This window comes from Mesorhizobium sp. J428 (assembly GCF_024699925.1).
Lineage (GTDB): Bacteria > Pseudomonadota > Alphaproteobacteria > Rhizobiales > Rhizobiaceae > Mesorhizobium_A.
The window spans coordinates 2908311-2922922 of the sequence record NZ_JAJOMX010000001.1 but is presented as its reverse complement, the minus strand read 5'-3'; the positions used below and the strand labels follow the sequence as shown (position 1 = coordinate 2922922).

Sequence of the window (14612 nt, the reverse complement as noted above, 5' to 3'; positions counted from 1 at the left end):
GCCACGGGAAAGAACGACAACGGTGAGCGCAGGCGCAAGGCGATCGAAGAGGCTCGGCGGGCGTGGCGGACTGTCCGGTCTCGCCGCCCAAGGCTGGCTCGTCCTGTGCCTTGCAGCAATCCTGCTTGCCTCCGCATTCGCCGCCGGCCCCGGCCACGCGCAGGCTTCGCCCGCCGGGACGCAGCTCGCGATGCACCACGAACAGGCGCCCTCCGGCCACCAGCATGCCTCCCCCTGCGCCGATCAGGAGCCGGGCGCGGCCGACTGCTGCGTCTCCGGCCCCGGATGCGCCGTCTGCGCGCCGTTGCCGGCGACGGGCTTCGTCGCCACGTCGCACGGCAGCGTGTTCGCACCCGCCCGCCCGATCGTGTCCACGCCTGTCGACGACAGGCTCACATTGCGACCTCCCGAGCTTTCCGTGACCGCCTGAGCGCATGCGCGCGACCGGGTTCGCGCGCGTGCAGATCGGCCGAAAGGCCGCCGTCACGAACAGGAAAGACCTGAACCATGACATCCTTGTCCAGACGCCAGTTTCTGGCATCCACCGCCGCTTGCGGAGCCGCAAGCACCCTTCCCACCCTCCTCGCTCCCGGCGTCGCCTCGGCAGCGACCCCGCCCCTGCTTCGGGCCGAACACCGTACCATCGAGGTCGGCGGCCGCGCCGCCACGGTGTTCGGCCTCGCCGGGCCGGACGGAAAGCCGGGCCTCTCCCTCGACGCCGGCAGGGATTTCAGCGTCCGGCTCGAAAACGGCCTCGACGCGCCGACGCTGATCCATTGGCACGGCCTCCTGCCGCCCTACGGCCAGGACGGCGTACCCGGACCTTCCGCAGCCGCTGCTAAAGCCCGGCGAATCCTTCGACTACGCCTTTCCGCTGAGCACACCCGGTACGCACTGGATGCATGCCCACACGCTGCAGGAACAGCAGTTGCTCGCCGCGCCGCTGGTCGTCGCTGATCCGGCGGAGGCCGGACTGGACGAGCAGGAGGTCGTCGTGCTGCTGCACGACTTCAGCTTCAGCAGCCCCGAAGAGCTTCTGGCAGGGCTCGCGGGGACGACCGGCGGCGGCATGGCGGGCCACGGCATGATGGGGCATGGCATGGGCGGCAACATGAGGGCCGGCCATGGCGGCATGGCCATGGACATCAACGACATCGACTACGACGCCTATCTCGCCAACGACCGCACGCTCGACGACCCGCAGGTTTTCCGCGTCGAGCGGAACGGGCGGGTGCGGCTGCGCCTCATCAACGGCGCCACCGCCACCGCGTTCTGGATCGACACCGGCGCGCTCGAGGGCGAACTCGTCGCCGTCGACGGCAATGCGATCGTTCCAGTCGCGGGCCGTCGGTTCCCGCTTGCGATGGGTCAGCGCATCGACATCCGCATCCGCCTCGCCGGAGAGGATGGCGCGTGGCCCATCCTCGCGCTTCGCGAAGGCAGCGTCGAACGCACCGGCTTCGTCCTCGCGACGAAGGACGGGGTGCTGAAGCGCATCGCGCCGACCGGCGAAACCCAAGCCGCCGCGCTCGACCTCGCGCTTGAAGGCCGATTGCAGGCAAAGGCGCCGACGGACGCCGGCAAGGCCGCCAGGTCTGTGCCGATCGTTCTCGGCGGCACGATGCAGGGCTATGCCTGGACGCTGAACGGCAGGGCCTGGGGCGAACACCAGCCCGTCCGTGTGAGGCAGGGTGAGCGGGTGGAGCTCGTCATGCGCAACGACAGCATGATGGGCCATCCGATGCACCTGCACGGACACCATTTCCAGGTGGTCGCAATCGATGGCCGTCGTTTCGCCGGTGCGGTGCGCGACACGGTCTGGCTGCCGCCGATGAGCGAGGTGACGGTCGCCTTCGACGCGTCCAACCCGGGCAGCTGGGCGTTCCACTGCCACCATCTCTACCACATGGCAGCGGGCATGATGACCACCGTCGACTACGAGAGCTGACGATAGAACACCGTATGACGGCCGACTGGGCGATGTCCGGCCCTTCGAGGGAGCGTCGGGGCTCCTAACGGACCCCGACGGACTCCACCGTGGCAGCGCCGCCCTTGCCCGACAGCCCGTCCAGCACGACCGACGCGAACTCGCGCGCCACGTCGTCGATCGAGCGGCCGCCCGGCTTGAACCATTCGACGGTCCAGTTCAGCCCGCCGAGAATGAAGATACGGGCAAGCGAGAGATTGGCCGTCGTATTGAACTCGCCGCGCTCATGCGCGTCGGCGAGGATCTTCTGCCAGATCGCGCCGTATGCGTCCCTCATCTGCCTGTTCCTCGCGCGGATCGGCTCCGGCACCTGGCCGAGAGCGCGTCGGGTGGCGAGGGTATAGTCGCCGACCTCGATGATCGCCGACAGGTGGGCGCGGATGGCCGTCTCGATGCGATCTCGCCCCGTTGCCGTGTCCGGCAGGGCCGTAAGAGCCCTGTCGACATTGTCCGTGACGGCCCGGATGCCGATCTCGAGCACCGCGCCGATCAGCTCGTCCTTCGACTTGTTGTGGTAGTAGATGCTGCCGGCCTTGAGATCCGCCTCGTCCGCGATCGCGCGCATGGTCGTGCCGGCATAGCCGTAGTCGCGGAAGATCTTGGCGGCGGCGTCGAGAACCCGCCTTTGCGAGACCGCCGATTTCGCCAGCTTCTTCGTCATCGCCCTATCCAAGTCCCTAAGGCAGCATTCGAAGGCATCCTATGGTGGAAATTCACATGTTGGAATGACATCACGTTGCGCGAATAATATAGCACCGCTATAGACACCTGATATAGCGGTGCTATAGTGGCAGGTATGGATACACGTGTCACCCTGCTCACTGCGGCTCTGAAGATTCTCGAGGAGGAAGGCGAGGCGAAGTTCTCGACGCGCAGCGTCTGCGCCATCGCGAACGTCACCGCGCCCACGCTCTACCATCACTACGGCAGCGCCGACGGGCTCCTGAGCGCGGCCCTGGCGGAGGCATTCGCGCAGTTCCTCGACAGCAAGCGGGCGGCGGTCCAGTCCGCCGACCCAGTCACGGCGTTGCGTGAGGGCTGGGACGACTATGTGCGCTTCGCGGCGGCGCGCCCCCGGCTCTACGCGGCGATGATGAGCCGCGTCCTTGCCGGCGGCCAGATTCCCGCCGCCGAGCAGGGCTTCGCGCTCCTGATCGAGCGCATCGCGGCCATTGCCGCCATCGGACGGCTCGGTCCCTCGATCGAGGTGGCGGCCGACATCGTATGGGCGTCCGCGAACGCCGCCTCGCTGCTCCATGTGACGGCCCAGCTCCGCCGGTCGCCGCCGCCCGCTCCCGCCGCCCTCGAAGACATCCGCGAGAGCGCGATACGCACCATCCTCAATCCCGAATCGAAAGGTCCACAGCCATGAAGATCCTTGTCACGGGAGGCACCGGCCTTCTCGGCGGCCGCCTGATCCCGAGCCTCGCGCAGGACGGCCACCAGATATTCGCCCTCACCCGCGCCTCATCCTCTCATGCCAGGCTGCGGGCGTTGGGCGCATCGCCCGTCGACGGCGACCTGGAAGGCGGCGCGCCGCTCTCCCTTCCCACGGTCGACGCCGTGGTCCACGCGGCCGCGCTGTTCCGCTTTTCGGGGCCTCGCGCACCGTTCTTCCGCACCAATGTCGACGGCACCGCGGCACTTCTGCAGGCAGCCCGCCGAGCCGGGGCGAAGACCTTCGTCTACATCAGCGCGGCCGGCATCATCATGGACGATGCCGGCACGCCGGTCCGGGACGCCGATGAAAGCGCACCCACCTTCCCGAACCACTTCTCCGCCTATCTGGCCAGCAAGGCGCGGGCCGAGCCGCTGGTGCTGGCGGCCAACGGGCCCGGTTTCCGCACCATCGCGCTCCGCCCGCCGGCGATCTGGGGGCCCGGCGACGCCTTCAGCCGCGAACTGCCGGATGCCATCAGGTCCGGCAGGTTCGCTTTCGTCGATCGCGGCGACTACTCCGTTTCGACCTGCCACGTCGACAATGTCGTCGAAGCGGTAAAATGCGCGCTCGAACGCGGGCCGGGCGGGCGGGCCTATTTCATCAAGGATCCGGAACCGCAGACCTTTCGCGCCTTCGTCGCCTCGCTCGCGAGCCTGCAGGGCCTGTCCGTCGACGGGCTGCGCTCCATGCCCTACTGGCTCGCCTCCGCCGCCGGCCGGATGCTGGACGCCATATGGGCCGTCACACGCCGGGAGGGCGACCCGCCGGTCTCGCGCTCAATGATGCGCATGATCGGACGGGAATTCACCGTCAACGACGACGCCGCGCGCCGCGACCTCGGCTACGCCGGCCGGACATCCCGCGCCGACGGCCTGCGAAGCTATGCAGATCCCCGCCCGGCCGCGCCGCTGCCGCGGGAACACACCGCATCGGCAACCGGCGGCTGAGAAGGCCGCCGCCGAGCCGGCACCTTGCGCGAGCCGACTCCGCGTGGAAGGAACGGCGCCTGGTGGCGTCGTTGCGGAGGCGGGCATGATCTACGATTTCATCGTCGTCGGCGGCGGCATCGTCGGGCTGGCCAGCGCCATGAAACTGCTGGAACGCCGGCCGGGGTCGAGCCTCCTCCTGCTGGAGAAGGAAGAGGTCCTCGGCAGCCACCAGACCGGCCACAACAGCGGCGTCATCCATTCCGGCATCTACTACCAGCCGGGAAGCCTGAAGGCGGAGCTGTGCCGGCGCGGCGCCGAGGCGACGCTGGCCTTCGCCCGCCGGCACGAGATCCCGGTCGAGATCTGCGGCAAGCACATCGTCGCCACCAACGAACTCGAACTGCACCGCCTCGACGCTCTCTTCGAACGTGCCGCCCAGAACGGCATTGCCGCCGAGCGGATCGACGCGACGGAGCTGCGCCGGCGCGAGCCGAACATCGTCGGCCTCGGCGCCGTCTTCACCCCATCGACCGGCATCGTCGACTATCGCAGGATCTGCGACGCCATGGCGGCCGCGATCGTCGCCGCCGGCGGGGAGATCGTGCGCGGCAGCGAGGTCGTCTCGGTGCAGGGAACAGGGCGACGGCGTCTCAGTCGCTACCACCGGCCGGAGCTGGACGGCGCGCCGGCTGCTCGCCTGCGCCGGGCTGCAGTCCGACCGGCTCGCCCGCCTCGCGGGACTGCGCATCGAGCACCGGATCGTGCCCTTCCGGGGCGAGTATTTCCGTCTGCCGCCGCGGCTGAACCGGATCGTCTCCACGCTGATCTATCCGGCGCCCGATCCGGACCTGCCCTTCCTCGGCATTCATCTCACCCGCATGATCGACGGCAGCGTCACCGTCGGGCCCAATGCCGTGCTCGGCTTCGCGCGCGAGAAATACCGGCGGTTCGGCGTCGACATGCGCGATACCGCCGACTGGGCCGCCTATCCCGGCCTCTGGAAGGCGCTCGCCACGCATTGGCGCTCCGCTGCCGTCGAGCTGCGCAATTCGATGTGGCGCGGCGGCTATCTGGAGGAGTGCCGCAAATACTGCCCCTCGCTCGCCCTGGACGACCTGGCGCCCTATCCCGCCGGCATCCGCGCCCAGGCGGTCATGCGCGACGGCGCGCTGGCGCACGACTTCCTGTTCGTCGGCAGCGAGCGCCAGCTCCACGTCTGCAACGCCCCGTCGCCTGCCGCCACCTCCGCCATCCCCATCGGCGAGATGATCGCCGACAGGCTGCTTGGGGGTTAGCATGGCTGCGGGCTCCCGTGCGAGGCAGGTCTCGCGCGGCACTCGTCGGCGGTCCGCGCCGGCTGCGCAGGCGAGGGCGATCACCGCTCGCGTTTGGCGGGGCTGCGACGCCCGGAGACAACCCCGATTGCGAGGAGCATCATCCCGGCGGCCAGCAGGAAGGTCAGCCGCATCCCGGCGGCAATGTCCGGGCCGCTCGCGCGGGCGAACTCTCCGGTTCCGACACCGAAGGCGAAGACGGCGCCCATCAGCGATGCCCCCGCGATCAGGCCGATATTGCGCGACAGGTTCAGCACCCCTGAAACCATGCCGCGCCGGTCGCCGGGCACGTCCGCCAGGGCGGCCGTCGTGTTGGCGGCCTGAAAGAGTTGGTAGCCCGGCGTCAGGACCATGATGGATAGAACGTAGCCGGTGACGCCGATCCCGCTTGGCAAAAGTGCCAGCAGCAGCGCTCCGGCTGCCAGAAGGATGAGCCCGACGGCGAGCACGCGCCCGCTGCCCCAGGCGTCCACCAGCCGGCCGGACGGGACCCCGCTGAAGATGGAGATCACCGGGCCCACCGCCATGACGAGCCCGACATGCCTTGCCTCGAGCCCGAGACCAAGGCCGAGATAGAAGGGGCCGACCACCAGCGTCGTCATCATCACCGCGGCGACCAGCGCGTTGACCAGGAGATTGGCCGCGAGGCTCCGATCCAACACCGTCCACAGGCCAGCAGACGGTGCCTTTCCCCTTCCCCGAGCGTCCGGCAGCGTCGTGACGGCGAGGACCAGCGCCAGCACCGCCAGCGGCATCTGCACCCAGAAGATGCCGCGCCACCCGGTGTCCGGGATCAGCAGGCCGCCAAGCGAGGGGCCGAGCGCCGTCCCCAGCGCAGAGACCGTGCCGAGCAGGCCCATGGCCCGCCCGACCCGCGCCTCTCCCGCCGTCTGGCGCATCAGCGCCATGGAGAGCGTCATGAGGAAGGCGGCGCCGATGCCCTGCAGCGCTCGCGCCGCGGTCAGCAGCCATAGAGTCGGCGCAACCGCGCACAGCAGCGAGGCCACGGCAAAGACGGTCAGCCCGGCGACCAGCATTTGTTTCAGCCCATACGTGTCGCCGAGCCGGCCGGCGACGAGCACGGAGACCGTCAGGGCCGCGAGATAGGCGACGACGACCGCCTGTACCTGCGCGAACGGCGCCTGGAATGCCTCGGCCAGCGCCGGCAGCGCGATGTTGGCGATGCTGGTGCCGAGCGAGGCCAACAGCATCGCCAGCGCCAATGTGATCATGATTCCTGTCTGCGCCTTCGTCGAAACGCGCGCTTCCGCCTGTTCCATCGTCTGGCCCTCTTGCCTGAATTCTAATTCGGGAGCAGGCTGCCACTTCAAGTCGACTTGAGGTCAAGCATGAAATTTCTGGATATCGGAGAGGTCGCGGCCCGAAGCGGAATCAAACCCTCGGCGCTGCGCTACTACGAGGAGGCCGGGCTGATCTCCTCGGTGTCCCGCCACGGTCTGCGCCGGCAGTTTCCGCCCGAGGTGCTGTTGCAGCTCAAGCTGATTGCGATGGGAAAGTCGGCCGGCTTCTCGCTGGACGAGATCGCCGGCATGTTCGGCAGCAACGGCATGCCGGAGCTGCCGCGCGACGTGCTGCACCAGAAGGCCGCCGAGATCGACCGCCAGATCCACGAGCTGACCGCGCTGCGCGCCACGCTCCGCCACGTCGCCGACTGCCGCGCGCCGTCGCATATGGAGTGCCCGACATTCCGGCGCCTCGTCGACGTGGCCGGCAAGCGCGGCGGAAGGCGTGGCAGCTCGGCAAGGCGAAACGAGCTTGCGTAACGAAGACGTCGTGCGCCGGCTTCCCCTTACGCCTGCCGGCGGCTCAAGCTATCCTGAACGACCTGGGATGGAGGATCTGCGGCATGGCGAAGCTCGTCTTCGGAATGAACCAATCCCTCGACGGTTACGTCGACCATACGGAAATGCGGACGAGCCCCGCGCTGTTTCGCCACTGGATAGAGCATGTGCGCGGCCTGGCCGGCAGCGTGTACGGCCGCCGCATGTACGAGACCATGAACTACTGGGACGAAGACCGTCCCGAATGGAGTCCGGAGCAGCACGAGTTCGCCGCGGCATGGCGGCGCCAGCCGAAATGGGTCGTGTCGCGCACGTTGAAGTCGGTCGGCCCCAACGCCACGCTCGTCGAGGGCGACCTCGAGACGGCAATCCGCGACCTGAAGGCCAGGCTCGCCGGAGAGATCACCGTTTCCGGACCGGAGCTGGCGCAAAGCCTGACCGATCTCGGCCTGGTCGACGAATATCGGCTCTACCTCCATCCCGCCGTGCTCGGGCGCGGCAAACCGTTCTTCGCCGGCCCCCGGCCACCACTCCGCCTCGTGGCCAGCGACCGGATCGACGAGGACGTGATCAGGCTGACCTACGTTCCTGCCTGATCCCCCCAGCAATGCCCGGCCTCGCTGCGCTGCTTCACAACGTCTGTGCACAGCGCAGAGCGGCGCCGGCGGCGGAATCATCGCTTGATGTTACCAAGGTAATATGGTACCGAACTCCTCATGGAAAGAATTCAAACGGGCGTCCGTATGGATGCATCGCTCGTCAAAGTGCTCAAGGGCTTGGCCGAGTATCATGAGATGAGCCTCGGCGACTTGCTCGAGGGCATTTGCCTGCATGCATTCGAAGGCAAGTCTGCCTTCGGTGCCGAGACGCGGGCAGTCATCGAAAAACTGCGGGATGTGTATGGCTGCCGATGGACCAGCGCCGACAGTCATCTCCACCCCGAACCGTCAAGGAAGAGGAAGTGATGAAGACCTTTAGCCACAGCTTCGAACTTGCGCTCGAGCCGGACGAGGCATTTCCACTGTTCACGCCCAAGGGCGAGGAGATGTGGGACCCTGATTGGCTGCCCGATTACCTTGAGCCGGCATCCGGGGAAACCAAAACCGGCATGGTATTCCGCACTGGCCAGGGTGACGAGTCCACCATCTGGACATGTCTGGACTACGATACGGCCGCGCGCCATGCGCGCTACCTCCGCGTAACACCCACGTCTCGTCTGGCGTACGTCGATGTCCTGTGCAGCGCAAGCGGCGCCGGTACAGAACGTCAAAGTTTCATACGATTTCGTGCCGCTCACGCCATCGGGCGAAGCCTATCTATCGAATATGTCCGATATCAGCTTCGCCTCTATGATCGGAAGCTGGAAAGGCCTCATCGAAAGGCGCCCGCAACAGGTCGTCTAGTATGGTCATCTCGCCATTCGCCATACAGACCTCGCCGAGGCCGGAACTGGGTATGAGCGCAGAAGATATTGACGGGCACGGGTGGGGATCAAAACCCCAACGAAATCAGTGCCCGTTTCTGTCGGAAATGGCGGAGGGAGCGGGATTCGAACCCGCGATACGGTTTCCCGTATACACACTTTCCAGGCGTGCGCCTTCAACCACTCGGCCACCCCTCCGCGATCGCGGGCGGGCCGCGAATGCGGCCTGCATGTAGTCGATCGATCTGCGAAAGCCAAGCCTTTTGGGCGGCCTGCGGATCATAATTACAAGCCGGCTTCCGCCCGGCACCCGGCCGTTACGCAGCAGTGGCAAGTCTGCCGCGCTGGTTCCGGCGCCCTGATGCCGGCAAAACGCGAGGAGAAGCCATGACGATGAACCAGGAGCCGGCGCAGGGCGGGCGTGCCTTCCACCAGGATCTCGTCGCGGCCGCGCCCGTCATCTGGCTCTGCGCCTCGATGTTCCTGTCGCTGCGCGGGCTGTGGCAGAGCGGGTGGGCCGTGTTCGGCATCGAGCTGCCGGCGGGCGTCATGGGCTACATCTATGCCAGCCAGGCCGCCGGCCTCGTCCAGGTCCTGCTCGGCCTCTACGTTCTCGGTCTCGCCTGGCGCAGGTCGCCGCGCTTTCCGTTCTGGTTCACGCTCTGGGCCGGGCTGGCCATCCTCGCCGACATCGGCTTTTCCCTCGCCACCCTGTTCATCGGCGCTTTCACGCCGACCTGGTCGCCCTGGCTGATCGCCGCCGTCTCCGTCGCGATCTCGGTGTGGACGATCGTGCTCGTGCGCCGCCCGCACCCCGCGACAGCGATGACGGCGACCGCGCCCGCCGTCCCGGCCGGACCCGTCCCCGCCGGCGTGCTCGTGCTCAACGCCGTGCTCGGCCTCATCCTCGGCGGCGCGGCGGGGCTCGGCATCGGCCTGCTGGCCGGTTCGGTCATCGTCGACTGGCTGGACGTCTCCTGCTTCGAGGGCGGCTGCGGCTATGCGGCGGCCGCGATCGGCCTGCTCGGGCTCATCCTCGGCGCCATCGGCGGACCGATCTTCGCCGTGCTACGCACGCGGCGCGGGCGCAGAGCCTGATCCTCACGCGCCGTCAAATCCCCGTGCCCGGATTGATGATCGCGGCGCGCAGGCCTACATAAGCGTCATTCCTGGCGACACGGCGAACAAATCGGATGGTGAGGTTCCTCTTCAGGCTGCTGGCTGCCGTTTCCCTCGCGCTCTCGGTGATCCTGGCGGTGATGGATGCGACGCGCTCGATCGCGCTGTCGAAATTCGATCCGACGCCGCTCGGCGCGCTGTGGTACGAGCACGCACCCTCTTTGCTAACGGCGCTGCAGGGCCTGTTGGCCGGGGTCTGGGGCTTCCTGTGGGATCCCGCGCTGCTGACGCTGTTGAAGGTTCCGGCCTTCATCTTCTTCGCGGCACTTGCCCTTCTGCTCTACGCAGTCGGACACAGGCCTCAACCCTCCGCCGGCATGTTCGCCGCCGGTCGCTGATTTCTTTCGAAAGGAAAGCAAGCATGTTCTTCCTGACTGACATCATGAACAAGAAGATCCAGATGCCGAAGCCCGGCGAGGCGCTGCCCGGCCGCGAGCGGCCGATCCCGACGGCGTCGCGCCACCACGTCTTCAAGCGGCCGCTCAAGGACGCCGCGCCGGAAGGCTTCGAGACCATCTATTTCGGCATGGGCTGTTTCTGGGGCGCGGAGCGGCTGTTCTGGCAGACGCCCGGCGTGTGGCTGACGGCCGTCGGCTATGCCGGCGGCGAGACGCCGAACCCGACCTATCAGGAGACCTGCACCGGGATGACCGGCCACGCCGAGGTGGTGAAGGTGATCTTCGATCCGGCGCAGGTCAGCCTGTCGACGCTGCTCAAGCTGTTCTGGGAAAGCCACGACCCGACGCAAGGCATGCGGCAGGGCAACGATGTCGGCACGACCTACCGCTCGACGATCTACACCACGACGGCCGAACAGCTCGATGCCGCCCTTGCCTCGCGCGACGCCTATGCGGCAGCACTTTCCAAGGCCGGGCGGGAGAAGATCACCACCGAGTTCCGCCCCGCGCCGGAATTCTACTATGCGGAGGAGGATCACCAGCAGTATCTGGCGAAGAACCCCTACGGCTATTGCGGGCTGCGGGGCACCGGCGTCGAATGCGCGGTGCCGGCTCCGGCCGCCGCCTGAGCGCATGCCGCACCTGCGGTTTTGACATGAAAGGCCCGGGGAACGGCGTCGTTCCCCGGGCCTTTTCCATGACACGGACCTTTTCCGGATGGTCAAAGATTCCGCGTGAAATTTGCGCGACGCCATGCAAGATTGAAATTCGAGCGGGCGTTTTCGCGCCTGCGGGGAGACGCCACGGCGCAGGAGAACGCACCGTAGGACGGCGACCGGAAGAGAAAACCAACAGGGTGTGGATCACATGAAGCGTATCATTCTCGGCCTGATGGCCGCCACCGCAATGTCATTCTCGGCCTATGCGGCCGACGTCAAGCCCGCGCTGCTGTTCGACCTCGGCGGCAAGTTCGACAAGTCCTTCAACGAGTCGTCGTTCAACGGCGCCGAGAAGTTCAAGAAGGAAACGGGCATCGAATACCGCGAATACGAGATCAAGGGCGAGGAAGAGCGCGAGCAGGCGCTGCGCCGCTTCGCCGACGACGGCAACAACCCGATCGTGATGGCCGGCTTCTCCTGGGCCACGCCGCTCGCCGCGATCGCCAAGGAATATCCCGAGATCAGCTTCACCATCATCGACGGTGTCGCCGATGCGCCGAACGTCCGCTCGGTCGTGTTCAAGGAACAGGAAGGCTCCTACCTCGTCGGCGTGCTCGCCGGCATGGCGTCGACCACCAAGAAGGTCGGCTTCGTCGGCGGCATGAACATCCCGCTCATCTCCGCCTTCGGCTGCGGCTATGTCGGCGGCGCCAAGGCCGCTGGCGCGACGCAGGTGTTCGAGAACATGATCGGCGACACGCCGGAAGCCTGGGGCAACAAGCCGAAGGCCACCGAGATCGCCAAGACACAGATGGACCAGGGCGCTGACGTGATCTACGCAGCTGCCGGCGGCGCCGGCCTCGGCGCGCTGGAAGCCGCGGCCGACGGCGGCAAGCTCGGCATCGGCGTTGACTCCAACCAGAACTACCTGTTCCCGGGCAAGATCCTGACCTCGATGCTCAAGCGCGTCGATGTCGCGGTCTACAACTCCTTCAAGGACGCCCAGGACGGCAAGTTCACCGGCGGCATCAACGTTCTCGGCGTCGCCGATGGCGGCATCGACTACGCGATGGACGACAACAACGCGCCGCTGATCACGCCCGAGATGAAGACCGCGGTCGAGAAGGCCAAGGCCGACATCATCGCCGGCACCATCCAGGTGCACGACTACCGCACCGACAACAAGTGCCCCTACTGATCGGCTGATCGGTCTTAGACTTCGCGAGCCGCCGGCCCTTGGCCGGCGGTTTTCGTTTGGAGAAGAGGCAGTAGTGAGTAGGCAGTAGGGCTTAGGAAGGGAACACCTACTGCCTACTGCCTACTGCCTACTGCCTACTGCCTACTGCCTAACCTCCCCCGCGATATCCTCCAGGATCGGACAATCCGGCCGGTCGTCGCCGTGGCAGGCATGGATGAGGCGGTTCAGCGTCGCGCGCATCGACTGCAGTTCCCTCAGCTTCTCGTCGATCGCCGTGACATGCGACTTGGCGATCTCGCGCACGTCGTGGCTGGCGCGGTTGCGGTCGCGGTAGAGGTCGAGGAGCTGGCGGCAGTCCTCGATCGAGAAACCGAGCGCCCGCGCCCGGTGCAGGAAGGACAACCGGTGGATGTCGGCCTGCGAATAGTCGCGATAGCCGTTCGTCGCGCGGTCGGCGCTGATCAGGCCGATGTCCTCGTAATACCGGATGGTCTTCGCCGGCAGGCCGGAAAGCTCCGCTGCGCGCCCGATATTCATGTCGAATCTCCCTTGTCGTTCATACTTGTCTTGCAGGACAGATGGGTGTTCTGTTGCAGAAATGCCATAGACCGGACCTCAATGGCCGGGTCAGAGCAAAGCCCGGCGCAATACGCTTGGCAAGCGCGCAACCTGCCGCTTAGTAATGTTGACGAAATTGCGGCTCGAATCGGGCTGTATTGTTGCTGGATCACTTGCGGGATTCGATATGAAATTCAGATCATTGCTCGTTGCCGGCCTGCTCGCCGCCGCAACCGCCATATCAGGTTGCGCGACCGACGGCGCGTCCATGTTCAGCAATTCCTATGGCGGGAAGAAGGACGCGGGCTACCAGCTCCCCGCCATCCCGCTGGCGAAGCTTCCCAAGGAATACCGCCGCCAGGTGGTGAACTACGACACCACTGAAGTGCCCGGCACCGTGATCGTCGACACCGGCGCGAAGCACCTCTACTACGTGATGGGCGGCGGCAAGGCCGTGCGCTACGGCATCGGCGTCGGCCGCGAGGGCTTCGAGTGGAAGGGCACCTCGCGCGTCGCCATGAAGAAGGAATGGCCGGTGTGGACGCCGCCGGCGGCCATGATCAAGCGCAAGCCCGAGCTCGCCAAGTATCGCGGCGGCATGGGCCCCGGCCTCGACAATGCGCTCGGCGCGCGCGCGATGTATCTCTTCAACAAGGGCGGCGACACGGGCTACCGCCTGCACGGCACGCCTGAATGGTGGTCGATCGGCAAGGCAATGTCGTCGGGCTGCATCCGCCTGATCAACCAGGACGTCATCGATCTCTACAACCGCGTCGAGGTGGGCGCGAAGGTGATCGTGAAGTAGCACGCTTCAGTTTCATGGGCGGGGGCGCCTGAAGAAAAGCCGGGTCGGGGGACCCGGCTTTTTTGTATCCGACAGGCAACTGCGGAGAACTTGGGGATTTTTCGGACAGGCGACCCGCCTCATGCCCGACCACGGCATCTCCCTGATCCGCCGCACACCTCTCCGATCGTCATCCCGGCGACCGGAGGTCAGCCGGGATCCATTGCTGGTTGGAATCCTGGCCCGACGCCAATCGCGGAGAAGAATGGATCCCGGATCGCCTTCGGCGTCCGGGACGACGGCTGTGGAGGATGAAGCCCCTACTGCCTACCGCCTCAGGCTACCTGCTCCACCTGCTGCACCTCGGGCACGAAGTGCTTCAGCAGGTTCTGGATGCCGTGCTTCAGCGTCGCGGTCGAGGACGGGCAGCCGGCGCAGGCGCCCTTCATGTTCAGGAACACGGTGCCGTTCTCGTAGCCGCGGAAGGTGATGTCGCCGCCGTCCTGGGCGACGGCCGGGCGCACGCGCGTGTCGAGCAGTTCCTTGATCGTGACGACGATCTCCTCGTCGGCCTTGTCGTAGAACTCGCCGTCCGTCTCGGCCGTATCGGCAGCCGCCTGCGAGCCGGAGTTCATCACCGGCCGGCCGGCCATGAAGTGCTCCATGATCGCGCCCAGGATCGCCGGCTTGAGGTGCTGCCAGTCGGGGCCGTCCTTGGTCACGGTGACGAAGTCGTAGCCGAAGAAGACGCCGGTCACGCCCGGCACGGAAAACAGCGCGCCGGCCAGCGGCGAGGCTTCGCTCGCGCTCGCGGCATCGCGAAAGTCGGCCGTTCCGTCGGTGAGCACGACAACGCCGGGCAGGAATTTGAGGGTGGCCGGGTTCGGTGTCGCCTCGGTCTGGATGAACATGCCGCTTCT

17 protein-coding genes, 1 tRNA gene and 1 pseudogene are annotated in these 14612 nt (G+C 66.7%); 14 read left to right on the top strand and 5 right to left on the bottom strand.

All coding sequences use genetic code 11. The annotated features are described in order from the left end of the window. Window positions 1-22: 22 nt before the first annotated feature. The 3 genes from LRS09_RS14785 to LRS09_RS14780 all read left to right on the top strand — a co-directional run bounded on the left by LRS09_RS14785 (window position 23) and on the right by LRS09_RS14780 (window position 1948). Window positions 23-430, top strand: coding sequence for a hypothetical protein (locus tag LRS09_RS14785; protein WP_257807551.1), 408 nt, complete (start codon window positions 23-25; stop codon window positions 428-430). 77 nt (window positions 431-507) lie between these two features. Then, a complete protein-coding gene (locus LRS09_RS30050; RefSeq protein WP_308240302.1) occupies window positions 508-957 on the top strand; it encodes a multicopper oxidase domain-containing protein in 450 nt (149 codons plus the stop codon). Further along, window positions 899-1948, top strand: a complete 1050-nt coding sequence (locus LRS09_RS14780; protein WP_374684844.1) for a multicopper oxidase family protein — start codon at window positions 899-901, stop codon at window positions 1946-1948. The genes LRS09_RS30050 and LRS09_RS14780 overlap by 59 nt, the downstream gene beginning before the upstream one ends. A 64-nt stretch (window positions 1949-2012) precedes the next feature. On the opposite strand, the gene LRS09_RS14775 is transcribed toward LRS09_RS14780, so the two are convergent. Then, the gene (locus LRS09_RS14775; protein WP_257807550.1) at window positions 2013-2648 is read right to left on the bottom strand and encodes a TetR/AcrR family transcriptional regulator; all 636 of its coding nucleotides are present in this window, start codon (window positions 2646-2648) and stop codon (window positions 2013-2015) included. A 135-nt stretch (window positions 2649-2783) separates the two neighbouring features. Between LRS09_RS14775 and LRS09_RS14770 the strand changes: the two genes are divergently transcribed. The 3 genes and pseudogenes from LRS09_RS14770 (at window position 2784) to lhgO (ending at window position 5652) form a co-directional block, all read left to right on the top strand. Further along, the gene (locus LRS09_RS14770) at window positions 2784-3359 is read left to right on the top strand and encodes a TetR/AcrR family transcriptional regulator (protein WP_257807549.1); all 576 of its coding nucleotides are present in this window, start codon (window positions 2784-2786) and stop codon (window positions 3357-3359) included. After that, window positions 3356-4375, top strand: a complete 1020-nt coding sequence (locus LRS09_RS14765) for an NAD-dependent epimerase/dehydratase family protein (RefSeq protein WP_257807548.1) — start codon at window positions 3356-3358, stop codon at window positions 4373-4375. Before LRS09_RS14770 ends, LRS09_RS14765 begins: the two co-directional genes overlap by 4 nt. Window positions 4376-4463: 88 nt before the next feature. After that, window positions 4464-5652: pseudogene (gene lhgO, locus LRS09_RS14760) on the top strand (L-2-hydroxyglutarate oxidase). An 80-nt stretch (window positions 5653-5732) separates the two neighbouring features. Here the strand turns inward: lhgO and LRS09_RS14755 are convergent. Then, window positions 5733-6971 (bottom strand): MFS transporter, encoded by a 1239-nt coding sequence (locus LRS09_RS14755; RefSeq protein WP_257807546.1) that lies wholly within the window; start codon window positions 6969-6971, stop codon window positions 5733-5735. A gap of 69 nt (window positions 6972-7040) precedes the next feature. On the opposite strand from LRS09_RS14755, the gene LRS09_RS14750 reads away from it, so the two are divergent. The 3 genes from LRS09_RS14750 to LRS09_RS14740 all read left to right on the top strand — a co-directional run bounded on the left by LRS09_RS14750 (window position 7041) and on the right by LRS09_RS14740 (window position 8458). Beyond that, window positions 7041-7475: a helix-turn-helix domain-containing protein gene (locus LRS09_RS14750; protein WP_257807545.1), complete on the top strand. Its 435-nt coding sequence runs from the start codon at window positions 7041-7043 to the stop codon at window positions 7473-7475. 83 nt (window positions 7476-7558) lie between these two features. Then, window positions 7559-8089: a dihydrofolate reductase family protein gene (locus LRS09_RS14745; RefSeq protein ID WP_257807544.1), complete on the top strand. Its 531-nt coding sequence runs from the start codon at window positions 7559-7561 to the stop codon at window positions 8087-8089. A 120-nt stretch (window positions 8090-8209) separates the two neighbouring features. Next, entirely contained in the window at window positions 8210-8458 is a 249-nt protein-coding gene (locus tag LRS09_RS14740; protein WP_257807541.1) for a hypothetical protein, read from the top strand. A gap of 566 nt (window positions 8459-9024) precedes the next feature. Here the strand turns inward: LRS09_RS14740 and LRS09_RS14735 are convergent. Further along, window positions 9025-9114, bottom strand: a tRNA-Ser gene (locus LRS09_RS14735). A gap of 189 nt (window positions 9115-9303) precedes the next feature. Here LRS09_RS14735 and LRS09_RS14730 point away from each other — a divergent pair. The 4 genes from LRS09_RS14730 (at window position 9304) to LRS09_RS14715 (ending at window position 12350) form a co-directional block, all read left to right on the top strand. Continuing rightward, window positions 9304-10014, top strand: coding sequence for a hypothetical protein (locus LRS09_RS14730; RefSeq protein WP_257807540.1), 711 nt, complete (start codon window positions 9304-9306; stop codon window positions 10012-10014). Window positions 10015-10109: 95 nt separating this feature from the next. Next, the gene (locus LRS09_RS14725) at window positions 10110-10433 is read left to right on the top strand and encodes a hypothetical protein (RefSeq protein WP_257807538.1); all 324 of its coding nucleotides are present in this window, start codon (window positions 10110-10112) and stop codon (window positions 10431-10433) included. A gap of 23 nt (window positions 10434-10456) precedes the next feature. Next, the gene (msrA, locus tag LRS09_RS14720; protein WP_257807537.1) at window positions 10457-11122 is read left to right on the top strand and encodes a peptide-methionine (S)-S-oxide reductase MsrA; all 666 of its coding nucleotides are present in this window, start codon (window positions 10457-10459) and stop codon (window positions 11120-11122) included. Window positions 11123-11360: 238 nt separating this feature from the next. After that, window positions 11361-12350 (top strand): BMP family protein, encoded by a 990-nt coding sequence (locus tag LRS09_RS14715; RefSeq protein WP_257807536.1) that lies wholly within the window; start codon window positions 11361-11363, stop codon window positions 12348-12350. Window positions 12351-12491: 141 nt separating this feature from the next. Here the strand turns inward: LRS09_RS14715 and cueR are convergent, their stop codons facing one another. Beyond that, entirely contained in the window at window positions 12492-12887 is a 396-nt protein-coding gene (gene cueR, locus LRS09_RS14710) for a Cu(I)-responsive transcriptional regulator (protein ID WP_257807535.1), read from the bottom strand. 208 nt (window positions 12888-13095) lie between these two features. On the opposite strand from cueR, the gene LRS09_RS14705 reads away from it, so the two are divergent. Beyond that, window positions 13096-13713 (top strand): L,D-transpeptidase, encoded by a 618-nt coding sequence (locus tag LRS09_RS14705; protein WP_257807533.1) that lies wholly within the window; start codon window positions 13096-13098, stop codon window positions 13711-13713. Between the two features lie 314 nt (window positions 13714-14027). Here LRS09_RS14705 and LRS09_RS14700 read toward each other — a convergent pair whose 3' ends face one another. Next, window positions 14028-14603 carry a NifU family protein gene (locus tag LRS09_RS14700; protein ID WP_257807531.1) on the bottom strand — a complete coding sequence of 192 codons (576 nt, stop codon included), beginning with the start codon at window positions 14601-14603 and terminating at the stop codon, window positions 14028-14030. Window positions 14604-14612: the final 9 nt, after the last annotated feature.